Consider the following 17,653-nt stretch of genomic DNA (forward strand, 5'->3'; position numbering starts at 1 on the left):
GATCACCACCCCGCCAGGGGGAGCGCCGAGCCGTTCATCGGGCCTTCGGGGCTGTAGACCACGCACATCACGTCGCGGTCGCCGTCGGCCCAGGTCTCCCGGGTCGGCATGACCGGGTAGAAATCCAGTCTCGAGGCCGACTCACCGCTCCAGTTGCTGTCGAACCCTCGCCGGCAGCTCTCCCGGGCGAACGTGGTCAGCGCGGCCGGATCCCATTCGCCGTCGGGGGCGTGCACGAAGCCGTACGACTGGTTGGCCGCCTGCTCCTTGCAGGGTGTGTAGAGCACGACGACCTCGGCCGCCTCCGGGGAGTAGGCCGGGTCGGTGAAACACTCCCCCGCCTCGATGTGCAGGAGCCCGCCGGTCTCCGCGGTGATGAAGGTCTCGTCCTTGACCGTCGGCCCCGCCGGGCCCGTCGTCCCCGACGTGGACGGCGGCAGGAAGAGCGCGCCGAGCAGCACGAAGCCGGGAAGCAGCGTCCAGCGGCGGGCGGACCGCCGGTCACCGGCCTGCCGGGGGCCCGTCATCAAATACCTCCCGTTCGGCGGCCTCGGCCTCGGCCTCGGTCCGGGAGGAGGAACCCTCAGCGAAACCGCGTGCCATGTGGCGCAGGTCGCGAAGCAGGCGTACGTGTTCCCTTTCCACCCGAGCCCGCTCGCACGATGTTAGGCGCGCGCCACCGAACGCGAGGGCAACGGAAGATGTCGGGCGCACGGCCTTCCGGCGACATCAATGGTGCGATTGGGGCCAGAGATACCAGAGATGAGGTGTTCATCCGGGCGTAATGCCCTATATGGGCTTTTGTCCTTCTTTTCTGGATCAATACCGACGTCCACCGCACTCCCTCGGTGGAATGTGATCCCTCCTTGGAGAAGAGTTCATGATGGGCAAAGCCAAACTGCCCCGATCCGCCGGATCCCGGCGTACCAGGCTGACGGCGGTGAGCGCGGGCGTGCTGATCGCCAGCGGCCTCGCGTTCAGCCCGGTGGCGTTCGGCGCGGCCGCGCCGCCGAAGTACCCCGCCGCCGATATCCACAAGCCCTCCCCCATGCCCGACCGGGTCATCCTCACCCCGACCACCACGCCGTCGGCCAGCCAGAAGGTCACCTGGCGGGCCGTGACCGACGCCGGGTCCGCGCAGGCCGAGATCCTCGAGGCCCCGCGCGCGCTCGGCGGGGTCGTACCGCCCGCGGGCGCGGTCACCAACGTCAAGGCGATCAGCACCACCCCGGTCAACACCACGCTGGGGTACGCCTCCATCTACCACACCGTTGAGTTCACCGGCCTGAAGCCGAACACCCGCTACAGCTACCGGGTCGGCGACGGCACCAACTGGGCCGAGTGGAGCGACTTCACCACCGCGGCGGCCGACCTCCAGCCGTTCTCGTTCATCTACTACGGCGACGCGCAGAACTACATCGACTCCGCGGTGCCGCGCGTCTTCCGCCAGGCGTTCGCCGAGCGCCCGCAGGCCAAGATGATCGTCAACGCCGGTGACCTCATCGACTCCGCGAACAGCGAGGAGCAGTGGGGTCAGTGGTACAAGGCCGCGGGTTTCATCGACAGCCAGGTCAACAACCTCTCGATCCCCGGCAACCACGAGTACAGCGGCGGCCTGTCCACCTTCTGGCGTCCGCAGTTCCCCTATCCGGACAACGGACCGGGTAACCCGGAGCTGAAGCAGACCGTCTACACCGTCGACTACCAGGGCGTGCGCTTCATCGGCCTGGACTCCAACGTGCAGAGCAACACCACCCTGATGGCCGCGCAGACCACCTGGCTGGAGGGTCTGCTCAAGGACAACCCGAACAAGTGGACCGTGGTGACCTTCCACCACCCCGTCTACTCCACCACCGGCACCCGCAACAACCCCGCCGTACGCGGCCAGTGGGGCCCGCTGTTCGAGAAGTACGGCGTGGACCTGGTCCTCCAGGGCCACGACCACTCCTACGGCCGCGGCAACGTGGCGACCGCCCGCAAGTCGGTCACGGTCAACAACGGCGTCGCCTACGTCGTGTCCGTCTCCGGCGGCAAGATGTACGCCCTCAACAACGGCGAGAACTGGACCGGAAACGGCGCCGAGGTCGTCAGCAAGAGCCAGAACACCCAGCTCTACCAGCTGATCGACATCGAGGCCGACAAGATCACGTTCGAGGCCCGGTACGCCAACGGCGAGCACCACGACGGCTTCGTCGTCCGGAAGAACAACAAGGGCGAGCGCACCGTCAACGAGGTCCGTACCGCGGAGAACACCGTCGGTGAGCAGGTCACCGTCGACAAGACCGCCGTCGAGCACCGCGGCGAGCTCACGATCTCCGCGTACGGCTACGACCCGGCCGAGCAGGTGTCCGTCTTCATGAAGAAGGCGGGCGACGGCAACCCTGGAAAGGGGAACGACAACATCTCGATCGGCACGCAGGAGGCCGATGAGCTGGGCCGTCTGACCTACACCTTCAGGGTGCCGAGCAACCTGAAGAAGGGCGAGACCTACGTGGTCTACCTGGACAGCGCCAACCAGAAGATCACCAGCCCGGCCGTCACGGTCGACGAGAAGTAAACCCGCCAGGGGACGGGGCCGCCGTCACGGCGGCCCCGTCCTTGAGGACGTGCCGGAGCCTTGTCGGACAGGAAACGCATTGAAAATCCATGCCCGTACGCTGGTGGGCGCGCTGCTCGTCGGCGCCCTGGCCGGCTGGGCCACCCCAGCCGCCGCCCATCCCTTCGGACCGCCGTCCACCGCACGGATCGGGGTCGACGGCTCGCACGTGACCATCTCGTGGCTCCCGGCCGAGGACGACTGGGTCGCGCTCGGCCAGTCGCTCGGCGCGTTCGAGGACCCGTCCACCGGCACCGTCTCGACGGAGCTGACCGGTGAGCAGAAGCTGGAGCGCTCAACGGCTCTCCGTGACTACCTGCTGGAGAGGATCACGGTCGCCCAGGCCGGCCGGCCGTGCGAGAGCCGGCTGGAGGAACTCCGGGCGCTGCTCGTCGACGGCGCCCGGTTCGTCTTCGACTGCCAGAGCCCGGTGACCGAGGTGGAGGTGACGGTCGCCGCCCTGACCGATCTCAACACGGCCTACCGGACGATGCTCATCGCGGACACGCCCGCCACCCCCAAGCAGACGCTCTTCACCGAGGCGGTCAGCACCCAGCGTCTGAGCTTCTCCGGCACGGCGGGGAACGGCATGTCCTGGCAGACGACGAGCGTCGCCGTCGGCGCCGCCGTGCTGCTGGCCGGCTCGGGCGCGTTCGTCATGCTGCGCACCCGGCGCAGGGTGAGTACGACGGGTACGCGATCATGACGGAGCTCAGCGGCTTCGAGAGCCGGTTCATCTCGCTCTTCGACAACAGGGGCGTCTTCTGGGCGGTCCTCGCCGTCGCCCTCGTCGCCGGAGCGATGCACGCGGTCGCCCCCGGCCACGGCAAGAGCGTCACCGCGGCCTACCTGGTCGGTACCCGGGGCAACTACCGTGACGCGCTGCGCCTGGGAGTCATCGTCGCGTTGATGCACACCTTCTCGGTGCTGGTGCTGGCGTTCGCCTGGGTGGGACTCAGCAGCGCCGCGAGTTTCGGCACGGAGAGTGTCACCGCCTGGATGCAGGTGCTGGCCGGACTGGTCACCATCTGCGTCGGCATCCACCTGACCTACCGCCACCTCCGAGGACGCCGGCGCCAGGCGCAGCATGGACATGGACATGGACATGGCCACGGGCACGGCCACGGGCACGGGCATCAGGTCGAGGACGGGCCGGATCCCTGGTCGCGCCGGGGCCTCGTCGCACTCGCCCTCTCCGGCGGCCTGCTGCCCTCCCCGTCGGCGTTCGTCGTCCTGATGAGCGGGCTGCTCACCGGCCGGGCCTTCGACGCCGTCGCGCTCGTCGCCGCCTTCGGCGTGGGGATGGCCCTCACCCTGACCGGCGTGGGCGTCGTGACGATCCGGGGCTACACCCTGCTGGCCCACGGAACCCACAGGTGGTCACTGGCTTCCACGGTGATGGCCTGGGCCCCGGCCGCCGCCGGCCTCGCGGTCTCCTCCGCCGGCGGCCTCTACCTCGTCGCGGCGGTAGGCACCTTGACCGGCTGACCTCCGGCCGGGGAGCCTCATCCGGCCCCTCAGCCGGCGTCCTCGATGGGTGTGCACGGCTTCACGGACGTGCCCGCCTGGGCCAGCCAGGCGCCGAGTCGCCAGGGCACGCGTGCGTCATGGTTGTCGCGGAACTCCAGCACGAGCGTCTCGTCCGGCTCGATGTACTTCGGGGAGATCCGGAACTCCCGTATGGAGATCGGCCGGGTGACCTTGGGCGAACGCAACTCGTTCATGAGCGAACGCAACTCGTCCGGTCCGGTGACGGGCGGCCCGCCGTAGGCCGGGTCCACGCTGGCGAATCGACCGTCCGTGCACCGCGTGCCCGGGGCCAGGAACGTCACGTCGGCCTTGATGCCGGCCGCGCCCAGATCGGCCTGCAGCCCCGTGGGGTCGCGCAGTTCGTTGACGGTCACCGTGATCGTGCCGTCGGGGCTCTTGGTCACCGCGTACGCGGAGGTCCCGGTTCCGATGATCAGCGGTGTGATGGTGGCCGCCGCCGCGACACCGGCCGCGACCAGCAGCCGGGGGGCGGTGACGACGCGCCGCCGGGTGTGCATCCCGTTCAGCAGCCGCCGCCTCGCTCCGGCGAGATCCTCTGGGGTGGCCGGCGGAACGGTCTCCCACATGGTTTTCAGTGCGTCCATCGTCATTCTCCTTGTTCCAGGGTTCGGCGGATCTGGGTACGGGCCCGATTGAGTCGCGAAGCGACGGTGCCCAGCGGGATGGCGAGCGCATCGGCGACCTCCTGGTAGCTCAGTTCGGCCCAGGCGACGAGCAGCAGCACGTCGCGATCGGCCCGTTTGAGCCCCAGCAGGGCCCGCGCCAGCGGTCGGTTGACGGCCAGGGTGTTGATCCCGTCCTCGACCTGCGTGCCTGGTATCTCCGCCGGGTGCACGCCGCTGCGGATGTACGCGCGGTAGAGGCTCGTCTCGGTACGCCGCCGCTTGCCGATCACGTTGGAGGCGATGCCGTACAGCCACGGGCGGGCGTCGGGGCGGCCCCTGTCGTAATCGCCCCGACGTTGGAAGGCGGCCAGAAAGGTGTCGGCCACGACGTCCTCCGCCTCGCCGGGTCCCAGGCGCCTGGTCACGTAGCGGTGCAGGAGCGGCGCATGCCGGTCGAACAGGACGGCGAAGACCTCCGGCTCGTTCAGCGACCTCTCGATGAGGGTCGCGTCATCGGCCTCGATGACTTCGCGGGTGATTGTCATGCATGTCGGCCTTTCTTGGCGTATGCGGTCACCTGTACTTACCGCGCCAGGCCGAAATGCTTCACCCGAAGACCATCACGCCATTGACGACCCGGCCTGTCGCCCCGCGTGACCGCGCCCTACGCCCAGTCCGCGCACGCTCATCGGCGGCATGCCGCCCCGGCCGTACTTCCCTGAGTCACCGGAGGTGTTCGATCGCACCGGCCTGCCGCCGGCGCCTACCGGGGTGGAAGCAGCGAACGGACGGCCTCCTCGGTTCGGGCGACGACGGCCGGTCCGTCGTCGGCGGTGATGATGGGGCGCTGGATGAGGATCGGATGGGTGGCCAGCGCCTGGATCCAGCGGTCACGGCTCTCGGGGGTGCGGGGCCAGTCGGCCAGGCCGAGTTCGATGGCCGCGCTCTCACCCGTCCGGGTGATGTCCCAGGGTTCGAGGCCGAGCCTGGTCAGCACTTCGCGAAGCTCCCGCTCGTCGGGCGGGTCCTCCAGGTAGCGGCGGACCGTGTACTCGGCCTTCTCCGCATCCAGGACGGACAGCGCGGAGCGGCACTTGGAACAGTCGGGGTTGATCCAGATTTCCATACGTCTTCCTTTGCGCTCGGACAGCGGGCGAAAAGAGGAACCCATCGCGGAAAACGTAGTGGAGCGATACCTCGGACCGGGTACGCGGGTGTGAGGCTTTCTCTGGCTGCGACCTCCGCCGCAGCATGGCCTGACGACCACCATCGAAGTACTCGCCGCCCAGAACGCGGACAAGCACGAGTGACCTGCCCGGACCTGGAACGCGACGTGTGACAGGCATGTACGAGACCCGTCTGACCTCGCGGATCGTCTCCGGGAGGCAACCGGCCGCCAGGAGGGAATGTCCAGGCGGCCGGGAGGGGACCTCTCAGCCGAGGTCGAACTCGCTGGCCTTCACGCCGTTGACGAAGGCGTCCCACTCGGCGGGGGTGAAGAAGAGCTTCGGGCCGTCGGGGTCCTTGGAATCGCGTACGGCGATCAGGGCAGCGTGCTCGGCCTTGTGATCAGGGCCGTCGGCGATGTCCTTGAGTTCCGCGACCTCAACGCAGTTTCCGCCGTTGTCCCCGGAAAAACTTGATTTGAACCACTTGGCGCTACTCAGGTCCATCTTTCCGCTACCGCCTTCTGAATGAGATCGATAGACATACTCAGTGGCAACGCTTCGCTCCGAAGAGCCTCGAAACGCTCCACGGCTACGGCGACGTCTTCCTGGTCATTCGTGGTGAGACCTCGTACGGCCGTCTCCGCATACAGTATGTCGTTTCCTCCATCCAGCGTGGCGATTGCGAACCCACCCATCAAGCCCGAGTGCATTCCGTGCGGAACCACCTGAATGCTCAGCCGGTGGGTTATCGCCGACACGAGATGCTCCAGCTGATCCCGCATCACCTTGGGACCACCGATCGGACGGTAGAGAACCGCCTCGTCGATCACGCATCGGAATGTCGGCGGCTGAGGGTCTTCGCGAACGAGGATGGCCTGGCGATCCAGGCGGGCCTCCACAGCCGCCTCATCATCGCGCAGCAGCACGCGAGCATAGCCCTCCGTTTGGAGCAGGCCCGGGAACACCAGGGGTTCGTAAGCACGCAGCGCGATTGCCTCCTGCTCCTTGTCTCGCCATTTTCCGAACCACGAAGGAATCTGCTGCCCCTTCCTCCAGTCAAGGAGGCGGCGGAGGGCGCCGCCAGTGTCGAGGGCCGTGTCGCAGGCGTCGGCGAATTCCGGGCTGGCCGGGAGCAGGCCGGTCTCGACGCCGCTGATCAGGGACTCGCTGAAGTGGATTATCTCGGCCAGCTGCCCCTGGGTGAGGCCCGCCGCCTTCCGGTAGTGCTTCAACTCCCGGCCCCATATCGCCTGAGGCGTGTAGAGGTTGACCACGATGCCCTCCTTGCCGGAGTTCAACGACAACGGCGCGAACCCCAACCATCGAATCTGGTAACCATTCGACTACCAAGCGTAACCATTTCCCGGCATGCTGGCCATACGAATTCAGAGAACAAGAAGAGATTCCCAAGACGCACGAGGAGCCGACCGAGTATCACCACTCATCAGCCCCTCGCTATTCGTGCTGGAAATAATTGGGTATCGCACGAGGCCCAGGGCCCCGGCGTTCCCGGGTTCTGATGCGGTATGCCGACGTTGAGTGTTTGGCCAGGCGGAAGACGAAAGAGCGCGACTTCTGCTGATCTTTCAGGTCTCGAATCCGAAGATCGCCGCAGGAGTCGCGCTCGTGTCCCCATCTTCCCTGGCCAGCTCTCGTCTCGTCCCGTGCCTTGACCAGTTCGCCGACCTGGCGTTGCGGGAAACCGAGTTGGCGACTGATCCGGCCGTGGTGGAATCAGCGTTGATGCGCCGGTTGGCGGCCGTGCCTGAGCGGCGCTCGGCCTGCGGGCTGCGGCATCCGCTGGTGGTCATCTTGACGTTGACGGCGTGCGCAACGCTCGTGGTCGGTGGTGACAGCGTCGCGGCGATCTGGCAGTGGGCCGCCCGGACCTCGCAAGCGGTGCTGGAGCGGCTGGGCGCCTATCCCGATCCGTTCACCGGCCTGTTCGTCGTGCCCAGTGAGCGGACCTTCCGTCGGGTCCTGGCCGACCTGGACTCCGATGCGCTGGACACGGCGATCAGCGGCTATGTGGCCGAGGTGGTGCGCCGGGCGGCGCCGGCGCCGCGGATTCCCCACACCCCTGGGCCGGTCGAGCGTGAGCAGCGGCGCGCAGTTCAGCGACAGGTCACCCATCCTGCCCCGGCCGGGCTGCTGCCCGGCGCCGCCCTGGATGGCAAGGCCTGTCGCGGCGCCCGGACCGAGCAGGGCGGGCGGGTCTTCCTGGTCGGGGCGATCAGCCACGAGCACGGCGTAATCCTGGGCCAATGCCAGGTCGCCGACAAGCGCGGGGAGGGACCCGCCGCCCGTGCTCTGCCGGCCCGGCTGAACGTGGCCGGGACGGTCTTGACCCTGGACGCGCTGCACACCACCAAGGCCACCGCCCGCCTGATCACCCAGCATCTGGACGCCCACTACATCCTCATTGTGAAGGGTAACCAGTGCGCCACGAGGCGCTCTGACGCATCCCCGCCAGGGGCGGGACAGACTCGAAGGGAGGTCTGCTGGGTCCGATGGCTTACCCGGAGCCGAAAGGCGAAAGGGACCAGAGCATGCCAGGAAACCGGCGGCCGGGTTCAGGTGCCTGGGACGGCGCGTCGGGGGACCCGCGCGGTATGGCGAAGGCTTGACTGCTTGAACCCCAATCTCCAGCGGCAGCACTTTACTGCGACCGGAACGGCACCTGAAACCGGTGCCCGCCGTGGTCGGGGCGTACTGGTTCGCCCTGGTCATCCTTCGCGGCGGGAGCGATGTCCAATGAGGGCATTCAAGGAGATGAGTGGGGCGCCTGGGCTGCGCTGAACGTGTGTCAGAGACGAACGTGGGATCACCGTCCCAGTGCGGCTGGCGGTGACGGAGTGCCCGTAGTAGTCACCGGAGTCACGACCGGCCAAGGAGAACGGGAAAGCCGTTCACAGGGCGAAGGGGCACAGGTAATGCGGACACCGAACGATGGCGGAGGTATGCGAAATGCAGAGCGCTGACGTGGTGCTCGGTGTCCTGCGCGACAGGGGCAAGCGCGGCTTGCCCCTGGAGCGGTTGTATCGGCAGCTGTTCAATGAGCAGCTGTTCCTGCTGGCCTACGGGCGTATCTATGCCAACGACGGCGCGATGACGCCCGGGGTCGACGGGGAAACGCCCGACGGGATGAGTCTGGGTGCGATCCGGAAAATCATCGGCCGACTGCGCGCCGAGCGCTTCCGGTTCACGCCTGTCCGGCGGGTTCACATCCCCAAGAAGAACGGAACCCGGCGGCCCCTGGGGCTGCCGTCCTGGACGGACAAACTGGTCGGGGAGGTGGTGCGGCTGCTGCTGGAGGCGTACTACGAGCCGCGGTTTTCCGCCCGGTCACACGGGTTTCGTCCCGGCCGGGGCTGCCATACCGCGCTCGACGAGATCGCCTCGACATGGACGGGCACGACCTGGTTCATCGAGGGCGACATCGCCGACTGCTTCGGCAGCCTCGATCACGAGGTCATGCTCGCGATCCTGGCTGAACACGTCCATGACGGACGGTTCTTGCAGTTGGTGGGCGACATGCTGCGGGCGGGGTATCTGGAGGACCAGAGGTGGCACGCCACGTATTCGGGTGCGCCGCGAGGCGGGGTCCTCTCCCCGCTGCTGTCCAACATCTACCTCGACCGGCTCGATACCTTCGTGGAACAGAGCCTGGTCCCGGCCTTCACTCGCGGAAGTGTCCGCCGTCAAAACCGGGAGTATGGGAACATCACCAGGAGGATCGGCTACTGGCGAGGCAAAGGCGACCGTGACAAGGTCAAGGTGCTGCGCAGGCTCCAGAAGTCGATCCCCAGCGTCGAGGTGAACGACCCCGGCTACCGGCGATTGCGTTACATCCGCTACGCCGACGATCACCTGTTGGGGTTCGTCGGTCCCAAGGCCGAAGCCGAGCAGATCAAGGACCAGCTCGCCGCGTTCTTGCGCGAGGAGCTGAAGCTCGAACTCTCCGCCGAGAAAACCTTGATCACCCATGCCCGCACCCACAAGGCGCGGTTCCTCGGCTACGACATCTGGACCCGGCAGGCCGATACCTGGCACACCAGGGGCGGCCGCTCCATCAACGGCACCATCGCCCTGGGCGTGCCACCGGAAACCGTCGAGACCAGATGCCGGACCTACCTGCGCGGACAGAGTAAACCCCTGATCCGCAACGATCTGATCCGCACCAGCGACTACAACATCATCGCCGTGTTCGGCACGGAGTATCGAGGCTTTGTCCAGTACTACCAGCTGGCCGGGAACATCAACCGGCTCAACAAGCTCCGCTCGGTGATGGAACGGTCGATGTTCTCCACCCTGGCCGCCAAGCACCGCCGCCCACCGTGGGCGATGCGAGACCGCCACCAAGCAACCGTCGTGACCCCATACGGGAAACGTCGATGCTTCGAGGCGGTTCAGCGCAGCCCCTCGGGCAAGGTGTCCACGGCCAGATTCGGAGGCATCCCGCTGCGTCGGCGCAAACACGCCCGTCTTATCGACGGAGCTTGGCCGACTCAGCGCGGAAGGCAACTCATCGCCCGGCTCACAGCCGGAATCTGCGAGCTATGCGACTCGCGCGACGGGATCACCGTCCACCACGTCAAGCGAATCGCCGACCTCAACCGATACAGCCCCACGACCGCACCGGAATGGGTGGAAGCCATGCGGACCAGTCGACGGAAGACCCTGATCATCTGCGCCCGCTGTCATGCCTCCATCCACCACCAGCAGTCGATCACGCAGTAGCACCGCTGGAGAGCCGAATGCGGGGAAACTCGCACGTCCGGTTCGGGGAGAAGCCGCGCGGAGACGCCCCCACCGAGGGCACCGCGCCGCGCGGCTTACTCCACGCCGCTGGCCCGCGCGGCCGCCCAGGCTCTGTTGACCGGCCCGGATGCCGACTGGACCGCGACCACCGCCATCGATGACGATCACAGGCACGACCGCACCGAACGCCGCACCATCCGCACCGCCGAAGCAGACGACGCCCTGTTCCCCGGCGCCCGCCAAGCCTTCCGGCTCCGCCGCGACGTCGGCGACCTGGACGGCGTCTGGACCAGCAAGGAAATCGTGTACGGCATCACCAGCCTGCCCGCCGAAGCGGCCGGGCCCGCTCATCTCAACCACTACGAACGGGCGCATTGGGGCGTGGAAAACCGCCTCCACTGGGTCCGCGACGTGACATTCCGGGAGGATCACTCCCAGGTTAGGACAGGAACCGCGCCCAGAGCGCTCGCCGGCTTCAGAAACCTGGCGATCAGCACCGCCCGGCTGGCCGGCCGCGCCAACATCGCCCATGCCCGCCGTGACCTCCTCGACTACGGTGACGCCTTCGCCGTCTACACCATCTGATCAATCCGACGAACCGGGACAGAGTGAATCAACGCCGGGGCCCTGCACGAGGCCAAAGCGGAATCCGGCCCCACGGAAAACTTCGGCACCGCGCATGACAAAAAGCGCGACGAGAGTTCAGGACCGCCCATCCAGCGGGTCCGCTCCGAACCCGTCCTCGCCGCGTCCTCAGGTGCTCGCACAGCACGTCACCGGGCTGGTCACGCGGGCTCGATAGCCAACCGATAAGGCATGGATGTTGAGCGGTCCTACTTTTCGGACATGAGCACTCCGATCTTTGCGCTTTGCGATGAGTACGTCACCCGCTGGGCGGCCCTCGACCCGATCGCGGCAGGTGCCGAGGGCATCGTGTCCGACTTCGTCGCCGCCACCGACCACAGCCCCGCCGGAAGCGCCGCCCGGGCCGAGCTGATCCGTACGACCCTCAAGCGTCTCGACGAGCTGGTCCCGACCGGGGAGTCGGACGTCCGGGCGGCCGCCCACCTGCGGGAGCGGCTGGAGGCCGAGCTCGGCTGGCACGACATGGGTGAGCCGCTCCGCTGGGTGGCGGCGCCGTACGGGCTGCCCTACCGGGTGCGCTCCAGCGTCGTCCTCCTCCCGCACGGCAACGACGACGAGTGGCGCGACGTCGCCGCCCGCCTGGCGGCGATCCCCACGATGCTCGCCGGATGGCGGGAGAGCCTGGAGGTCGGCCTGGCCTCGGGCCTGCGGGGCGCTCGCAGGCAGGCACTGGCCATGGCCGACCAGGCCGACCAGTTCGCCGGCGCGGGCGGGACTCCCCCGGCGCACGACGCCTTCGTCGCCACCTACGGCGAGGGTCCGGTCAAGGAGGAGCTGCTCAGCGCGGCGGCGGCGGCCCACGCCGCGTACGCCGACGCCGGGCGCTACCTGCGCGAGGAGTACGCCCCGAGGGCGGACGAGGCCGACGCGGTGGGCCCCGAGCGCTACGCGGTCGCGGCCAGGATCAGCCTGGGCTCCGACATCGACCTGCGCGAGGCGTACGAGTGGGGCTGGGCCGAGCTGGAGCGCATCGGGACCGAGATGGCCGCCGAGGTCGAGCGGATCAAGCCGGGCGCGACCATCGAGGAGGCCACCGAGATCCTCAACGAGACCCAGGCCGTCGACTCCCTGGAGGAGTACCAGGCGTGGCTGCAGGAACGCCACGACTGGGCCATCGAGCAGCTGAACGGCACCCACTTCGACATCCCCGAGCCGCTGCGGCGGATCGTGGCCGAGGTCGACGTGAGCTCCACCTCCGGCGCGGCCTCCTACAACTCGCCCAGCGAGGACCTGTCGCGGCCCGGCCGCACGCTGTGGCCGGTCGGCGGGCGGACGCGCTTCGCCACCTGGAGCGAGCTGACCACGATCTTCCACGAGGGTGTTCCCGGCCATCACCTGCAGTTCGGCGCGATGCGGATGGCCGGGGACGGCCTGTCCAGGTTCGCCAAGGTCTCCTGGGTGGACGGCCACGGTGAGGGCTGGGGCCTGTACGCCGAGCGGCTGGCCGACGAGCTGGGCTGGTTCACCGACCCCGGTACCCGGCTGGGCATGCTCAACTGGTCGGCGCTGCGTGCCGCCCGGGTGGTCATCGACCTGGGTGTCCACCTGGACCTGCCGCTCCCCGACGGCTCGAAGTGGACCTTCGAGAAGGCCTGCGAGGTGCTGCGCGACCGGGGCCGTTGCGAGCCGCACCGGGTCGAGGCCGAGGTGGTGCGCTACTTCGGCTGGCCCGCCCAGGCCATCGCCTACAAGCTGGGCGAGCGGGCCTGGGTGCAGGCCCGTGAGGAGGCCAGGCTGCGCCAGGGCGACGCCTTCGACCTGCGTGCCTGGCACACCGCCGCACTGGAGCTCGGACCGGTCGGCCTGTCCAGCCTGGCCGACGCCCTGCGCCGGATCGGCTGATCTTCGGCCGCTCACCTCAGGTGATGTCGCCGACGGCGGCCGGTCCTGCCAGGGCAGACGACCGGCCGCCGGGCGACATCACCTGAAGGCCACCGCTGACCGTCCGCACCAGCCCACAACGACAACGGCCACTCGACCGGGGCCGGCGACCGACCCGCCGCACCACATCACGTGCAGGCCACCCGCACCACACGTCCGCGCCCCGTTCAGGGAGCGCGGCCGCGCCGTCTCCGTCGCCTCTCGCCGGGCACGGCCGAGGTCAGGTGGCGGGAGGATCCGCCAGCTGGGTACGGATTTGGGCGGCGATCGCGGGTGGCATCGTGTCGGCCAGTTCGAGCGCCTCCTCCGAGACGCTCAGCGCCGCCTCGGTCTCGCCGACGGCCGAGTACGCCTCGCTGAGCATGACCAGGACGCGGACCACGTGGAACGGCGCGTCGATCTTGTGAAACAGGCCGAGGGCCTGGTGGAAGCGGCCGATGGCCTGTTCGGTCTGGTCGGTGGCCAGCGCCAGCTCGCCGAGGCCGAGCACGACCCGCGCCTCGGCCAGTTTCTCTCCCATGGTGCTCGCCAGTTCCAGAGCGCGCTGGAGCGTGAGGTCGGCCTCGGCGAAGTCGCCCTGGCGCAGCCGCGCGATGCCCAGGCCGTGCAGGGCGTAGGCCTCTCCGGTCGGGTCCCCGATGTTGCGTACCGTGGTGAGCGTCCGCTCGAAGACCTCGGCCGCCGACGGCAGCTCTCCCGAGCGGAGGTAGGTCTCGCCCAGCCGGTGCAGGACCTGTGCCTCCACGCGCCGGCTGCCGCCGACCCTGCTGAGTTCCAGCGCCTCGCTCAGCAGTCGCTTGGCCGCGTCGAGGTCCTCGCAGTCCAGTCTGATCTGGGCCACGCTGTGCAGCACGTAGGCGGAGGCGACCTGGTCATCGGTCCTGCGGAAGATCGTCAGCGCGCGTTCGTAGCGTTCCACGGCGTCGTCGAGCCGGCCGCTGATCCGGTCCAGGAAGGCGATGTTGCGGATGACGAGGGCCACGCCGAGGTCGTCGCCCGCCTCCTCGAACAGTTCCGCGGCCGCCTCGAAGTCGCGGCGCGCGTCTCCGAACCGCTGCTCGGCGATGTAGAGCGAGCCGATCGAGTAGAGCATCGCCGCCTGCCCCCTGCGGTCCCCCGCCCGCCGGGCGGCGGCCAGCGCGACCTCGTGGGTCTCCCGCCAGTCGTCGAAGTAGATCCTCGACTCGAACAGGGTCACGGCGCTGATCGCGAGATCCCAGCAGAGCTCGACGAACCCGGCCTGCGCCGCCTGGCGGATCCCCGCGACCAGCGTCAGCCGCTCGCGCTCGTACCAGGGCAGGGGGGCCATGACCAGCTTCTCGACCAGCCGGTCGGGCAGCGACCAGCGCGGGGCGTCGCTGTGCACCTGCACGTAGTCGCCGCCGTACTCGCGGCGGTGCGCCTCCCCGGTCAGGAAGAGCAGTCCGCCGAGCACCCTCTCCAGCGCGGCCTTGCGGTCGGCGACCGCCTCCTCGGTGGCGAGGCGCTCGCGGGCGAAGACGCGGATCAGGTCGTGGAAGCGGTACTGGCCATGCACACCGTACCCGGTGTCCGTCGCCTCGATCAGCTGGGTGTCGGCCAGGTCGTCGAGCAGGTCCTGGGCGTCCGCGGGGTCGCTGTCGAGCAGCGCGGCGGCGACCCAGCCGGAGAAGTGCCGGAACTCCAGGATGGCCAGGCGCCTGAACAGCCTCCGTGCGTCCTCGCTGACGCTTTCGTAGGTCAGGGAGATGCTCGCCCTGATGCCCAGGTCCCCGTGCTTGAGCTCGTCGAGCCTGCGGGTCTCGTCTTCGAGCCGGCCCACCAGCTGGTCGATCGTCCAGTGCGGGCGGGCCGCGAGCCTGGCGCCCGCGATGCGCAGCGCCAGCGGGAGGTGACCGCAGAGGTCCGCCAGCCGGGCCGCCGCCTCGTGCTCGGCCTGTACCCGTTCGACGCCCGCGATACGGGAGAGCAGGTCGACCGACTGCCGCGAGTCGAAGAGGTCCACGTCGAGGTGGGCGGCACCGGGCAGGCCGGCCAGCCGGGTCCTGCTGGTGATTATCACCGCGGCCTCGGGATTGCCGGGAAGCAGGGGCAGCACCTGGCTCTCGCTCCTGGCGTCGTCCAGGACGATCAGCATCCTGCGTCCGGCGAGCAGCGCGCGGTACATCTCCGCCCGCTCGTCCACCCCGTCGGGGATGGCGGTGCCCGGCACGCCCAGCGCCCGCAGGAAGCGTTCGAGCACCTGCCCGGAACCGAGCGGGCGTGACTCCCCTCCGTGCAGGTCGGCGAAGAGCTGGCCGTCCTCGTAGCGACCGGCGACGCTGTGCGAGACGTGCACCGCGATCGTGGACTTGCCGATCCCCGGCTTGCCGACCACGGCGATGATGGGCACGGCGAGTCGCTGCCGGTCCTCCGCGGCGAACGTGAGCTGCCTGCGGATGGCCTCGACCAGTTTGATCCGGCCGGTGAAGTCCGCGATGTCGGTGGGAAGCAGCCGGGGCACGGTCCGGTGCGCGACCGGCACCTCGTTCGTCTCCCCGTGACGCTGGAGCTGCTGCGGTTGTTGCTGCTGCCGCTCCGGCGGGTCAAGGCTCTCGTCGGAGGTGAGGATCGCGTACTCGAGTTGCTGCAGGCTCTCGTTGGGCTCGATGCCCAACTCGTCGATCATCGTCTGGCGGGCGCGGCGGTAGACCGTCAACGCCTCCGCCTGGCGTCCGGAGCGGTAGAGCGCGAGCATCAACTGGCCGCGTAGCCGCTCCCTGAGCGGATGTTCCTCGACGAGCTCGCTGAGCTCGCCGACCAGCTCGTGGTGCCTGCCGAGTTCCAGCTCCAGATCGACGCAGTCCTCGTTGGCGTTGATCCGGCGCTCGGTCAGCCTGCTGACCGCCGCCTGCACGAGCCGGCTCTCCTGGCCGTCGAGGGCGGGGCCCCGCCAGAGGGCGAGCGCGTCCCGGTAGTGTCTGACCGCCTCCTCCGGGTTGCGGTTCTCGCGGGCCTGGCGGGCCTGGCTCAGCAGGTTCTCGAAGTTCTGGGAGTCGAGCTGCCCCTCGGTGACCCGCAGGGTGTATCCCTGGGAATGGGTCGCGATGACGTCGAGGTTGCCGTGGGCGGCGAATAATCGCCGGAGTGAGGAAATGCAGATCTGCACCTGCGCGCGCGAGGTGCTGGGAAGGTCGTCGCCGTAGATCGCGTCGGTCAGTCGCCCGATGGTGACCATGCGATTGGCCTCCAGCAGAAGGCAGGCGAGAACCACCTGTTGCCGGGGTGCCCCCAGATCCAGGCGCTGGGAACCGGCCACGACTTCCAGAGGACCGAGGATCCGATACTCCACCCGAATCTCCTTACAGAGTCGCGGCCTGTCCAGGAAATCACCGCATGGTTTTGCGTAAGAGAGACGTCAGGCACCTGACCATTAACTTAAACCCAGGGAAAATATACCGAATCCCAACCGTCCATAACCCTGAACACATAACCCAGTGATCACGACGGGTGCTTTTATGTGTATGAACCGCTGTCTGCCCGGGATCATACAACGTCGTCGGGTGGAGAACCAGGGGGATTTGTTAAGGTCTGACCTGACTTGCGACTAACGGGTGGGTTTGAGACGCGAAGAAGCGGCCGGGCCTTGGACGGCTCCGACCGCTCCGGCGGATCCCCGCCGCCGGTGACCACCGGGCGGGGGGTGCAGTTCAGCCCCAGGGGGTGTTGCTGGCGAGCACCACGGTCTCCGGGGACCCGCCGGCGGCGACCGCGGGGAGGACGGCGGTGAGGCCGAGGCACCCCAGGATGGCGGCGGCGGCGACGATGGACCGGAGCGCGTTGGAGCTAGCGAATTTCCGCATTTTCTGCACCTCTTGTCGTGTCTTTCTGGCTGCTGTTCGCCTGTCTGCTTCAAAACGTAGGCAGCCCCCCTATCCAGCCTTTATCCGATCTCTTCTGATCCGGCATCCGCCCCATTCGCCGGCGAAAGATAGGGAGCGGTAGCCGATGGATAGCGGGCCGAAAGCGGACGGATAACGCTCCGGTGGAACCTGATGGGACCGAGGTCGCGTGATACGGGTCACGCGGCCCCGACCAGAAGATGGGTATCCTCACCATGAGCATCGCCACGCAGGCACTTGACGGCGTCTACGGCCGATCCGCGGCCGGTGTCCGAGCTCGCCTGGAGCGAGCCGTGGGCGCGGACTGGCAGCAGGTCTCCGAGGGAGAGACCGACATCGAGGGAAACGTAAAAGAATGGATGGACGAATTCATGGAGCGCGGGCTCTATCGTCTCGTCCTCGCCACCGACCACTATTTCGCCGGGCTTGGCATGACCACCTCCTATCCGGAGGTCACGGTGATGTTCAGAATGCACGACGAGTGCATGCCCTATCACATCCAGGTCGTGCTGGCACCGCACTCGTACACGACGTATTTCGGCGTCCGCGGTTGACTCCGCGAGCGGCGGAGTCCGTTCTCCTGAG

The 17,653-nt window shown here is 68.2% G+C and carries 16 protein-coding genes; 8 read left to right on the forward strand and 8 right to left on the reverse strand.

Annotated features, from left to right (window positions below):
- Positions 1–2: 2 nt before the first annotated feature.
- Entirely contained in the window at positions 3–527 is a 525-nt protein-coding gene (locus tag ABT061_RS20410) for a hypothetical protein (RefSeq protein ID WP_350919838.1), read from the reverse strand.
- 353 nt (positions 528–880) lie between these two features.
- Here ABT061_RS20410 and ABT061_RS20415 point away from each other — a divergent pair, with 353 nt between their 5' ends.
- The 3 genes from ABT061_RS20415 (at position 881) to ABT061_RS20425 (ending at position 4,084) form a co-directional block, all read left to right on the forward strand.
- Complete coding sequence (locus ABT061_RS20415) at positions 881–2,557, forward strand: purple acid phosphatase family protein (protein ID WP_350919841.1); 1,677 nt, start codon at positions 881–883, stop codon at positions 2,555–2,557.
- Between the two features lie 79 nt (positions 2,558–2,636).
- Positions 2,637–3,302, forward strand: a complete 666-nt coding sequence (locus ABT061_RS20420; RefSeq protein ID WP_350919844.1) for a hypothetical protein — start codon at positions 2,637–2,639, stop codon at positions 3,300–3,302.
- The gene (locus ABT061_RS20425; protein WP_350919847.1) at positions 3,299–4,084 is read left to right on the forward strand and encodes a nickel/cobalt transporter; all 786 of its coding nucleotides are present in this window, start codon (positions 3,299–3,301) and stop codon (positions 4,082–4,084) included. The genes ABT061_RS20420 and ABT061_RS20425 overlap by 4 nt, the downstream gene beginning before the upstream one ends.
- Positions 4,085–4,113: 29 nt before the next feature.
- On the opposite strand, the gene ABT061_RS20430 is transcribed toward ABT061_RS20425, so the two are convergent.
- The 5 genes from ABT061_RS20430 to ABT061_RS20450 form a co-directional block, all read right to left on the reverse strand.
- Positions 4,114–4,731 (reverse strand): hypothetical protein, encoded by a 618-nt coding sequence (locus ABT061_RS20430; protein WP_350919850.1) that lies wholly within the window; start codon positions 4,729–4,731, stop codon positions 4,114–4,116.
- Between the two features lie 2 nt (positions 4,732–4,733).
- Positions 4,734–5,297, reverse strand: coding sequence for an RNA polymerase sigma factor (locus tag ABT061_RS20435; RefSeq protein WP_350919853.1), 564 nt, complete (start codon positions 5,295–5,297; stop codon positions 4,734–4,736).
- A 218-nt stretch (positions 5,298–5,515) separates the two neighbouring features.
- The gene (locus ABT061_RS20440) at positions 5,516–5,878 is read right to left on the reverse strand and encodes an arsenate reductase family protein (RefSeq protein WP_350919856.1); all 363 of its coding nucleotides are present in this window, start codon (positions 5,876–5,878) and stop codon (positions 5,516–5,518) included.
- Between the two features lie 307 nt (positions 5,879–6,185).
- The gene (locus tag ABT061_RS20445; RefSeq protein ID WP_350919859.1) at positions 6,186–6,425 is read right to left on the reverse strand and encodes a DUF397 domain-containing protein; all 240 of its coding nucleotides are present in this window, start codon (positions 6,423–6,425) and stop codon (positions 6,186–6,188) included.
- A complete protein-coding gene (locus tag ABT061_RS20450) occupies positions 6,416–7,195 on the reverse strand; it encodes a helix-turn-helix domain-containing protein (RefSeq protein ID WP_350919862.1) in 780 nt (259 codons plus the stop codon). Before ABT061_RS20450 ends, ABT061_RS20445 begins: the two co-directional genes overlap by 10 nt.
- Positions 7,196–7,460: 265 nt before the next feature.
- Between ABT061_RS20450 and ABT061_RS20455 the strand changes: the two genes are divergently transcribed.
- The 4 genes from ABT061_RS20455 (at position 7,461) to ABT061_RS20470 (ending at position 13,169) form a co-directional block, all read left to right on the forward strand.
- Positions 7,461–8,720, forward strand: coding sequence for a transposase family protein (locus ABT061_RS20455; protein ID WP_350919865.1), 1,260 nt, complete (start codon positions 7,461–7,463; stop codon positions 8,718–8,720).
- A 168-nt stretch (positions 8,721–8,888) separates the two neighbouring features.
- A complete protein-coding gene (locus ABT061_RS20460; protein WP_350919868.1) occupies positions 8,889–10,661 on the forward strand; it encodes a reverse transcriptase domain-containing protein in 1,773 nt (590 codons plus the stop codon).
- A 135-nt stretch (positions 10,662–10,796) separates the two neighbouring features.
- Positions 10,797–11,267, forward strand: a complete 471-nt coding sequence (locus ABT061_RS20465; protein ID WP_502991460.1) for an ISAs1 family transposase — start codon at positions 10,797–10,799, stop codon at positions 11,265–11,267.
- A 261-nt stretch (positions 11,268–11,528) separates the two neighbouring features.
- A complete protein-coding gene (locus ABT061_RS20470) occupies positions 11,529–13,169 on the forward strand; it encodes a DUF885 domain-containing protein (RefSeq protein WP_350919871.1) in 1,641 nt (546 codons plus the stop codon).
- A gap of 259 nt (positions 13,170–13,428) precedes the next feature.
- Here ABT061_RS20470 and ABT061_RS20475 read toward each other — a convergent pair whose 3' ends face one another.
- Together ABT061_RS20475 and ABT061_RS20480 are read right to left on the reverse strand one after the other, a co-directional pair.
- Positions 13,429–16,518, reverse strand: coding sequence for an AfsR/SARP family transcriptional regulator (locus tag ABT061_RS20475; RefSeq protein WP_350919874.1), 3,090 nt, complete (start codon positions 16,516–16,518; stop codon positions 13,429–13,431).
- Positions 16,519–16,876: 358 nt separating this feature from the next.
- Positions 16,877–17,029 (reverse strand): hypothetical protein, encoded by a 153-nt coding sequence (locus ABT061_RS20480; protein WP_350919877.1) that lies wholly within the window; start codon positions 17,027–17,029, stop codon positions 16,877–16,879.
- Between the two features lie 254 nt (positions 17,030–17,283).
- On the opposite strand from ABT061_RS20480, the gene ABT061_RS20485 reads away from it, so the two are divergent.
- A complete protein-coding gene (locus tag ABT061_RS20485) occupies positions 17,284–17,622 on the forward strand; it encodes a hydroxyisourate hydrolase (RefSeq protein ID WP_326641313.1) in 339 nt (112 codons plus the stop codon).
- The last annotated feature ends 31 nt before the right edge of the window (positions 17,623–17,653 follow it).

The organism is Streptosporangium sp. NPDC002544 (assembly GCF_040295965.1).
Lineage (GTDB): Bacteria > Actinomycetota > Actinomycetes > Streptosporangiales > Streptosporangiaceae > Streptosporangium.

Excerpts from the sequence above, each read along its gene's own strand:
- ABT061_RS20410 (WP_350919838.1), bottom strand. The coding sequence starts at position 527 with ATGACGGGCCCCCGGCAGGCCGGTGACCGGCGGTCCGCCCGCCGCTGG.
- ABT061_RS20415 (WP_350919841.1), top strand. The coding sequence starts at position 881 with ATGATGGGCAAAGCCAAACTGCCCCGATCCGCCGGATCCCGGCGTACC.
- ABT061_RS20425 (WP_350919847.1), top strand. The coding sequence starts at position 3,299 with ATGACGGAGCTCAGCGGCTTCGAGAGCCGGTTCATCTCGCTCTTCGAC.
- ABT061_RS20430 (WP_350919850.1), bottom strand. The coding sequence starts at position 4,731 with ATGGACGCACTGAAAACCATGTGGGAGACCGTTCCGCCGGCCACCCCA.
- ABT061_RS20435 (WP_350919853.1), bottom strand. The coding sequence starts at position 5,297 with ATGACAATCACCCGCGAAGTCATCGAGGCCGATGACGCGACCCTCATC.
- ABT061_RS20440 (WP_350919856.1), bottom strand. The coding sequence starts at position 5,878 with ATGGAAATCTGGATCAACCCCGACTGTTCCAAGTGCCGCTCCGCGCTG.
- ABT061_RS20445 (WP_350919859.1), bottom strand. The coding sequence starts at position 6,425 with ATGGACCTGAGTAGCGCCAAGTGGTTCAAATCAAGTTTTTCCGGGGAC.
- ABT061_RS20460 (WP_350919868.1), top strand. The coding sequence starts at position 8,889 with ATGCAGAGCGCTGACGTGGTGCTCGGTGTCCTGCGCGACAGGGGCAAG.
- ABT061_RS20470 (WP_350919871.1), top strand. The coding sequence starts at position 11,529 with ATGAGCACTCCGATCTTTGCGCTTTGCGATGAGTACGTCACCCGCTGG.
- ABT061_RS20480 (WP_350919877.1), bottom strand. The coding sequence starts at position 17,029 with ATGCGGAAATTCGCTAGCTCCAACGCGCTCCGGTCCATCGTCGCCGCC.
- ABT061_RS20485 (WP_326641313.1), top strand. The coding sequence starts at position 17,284 with ATGAGCATCGCCACGCAGGCACTTGACGGCGTCTACGGCCGATCCGCG.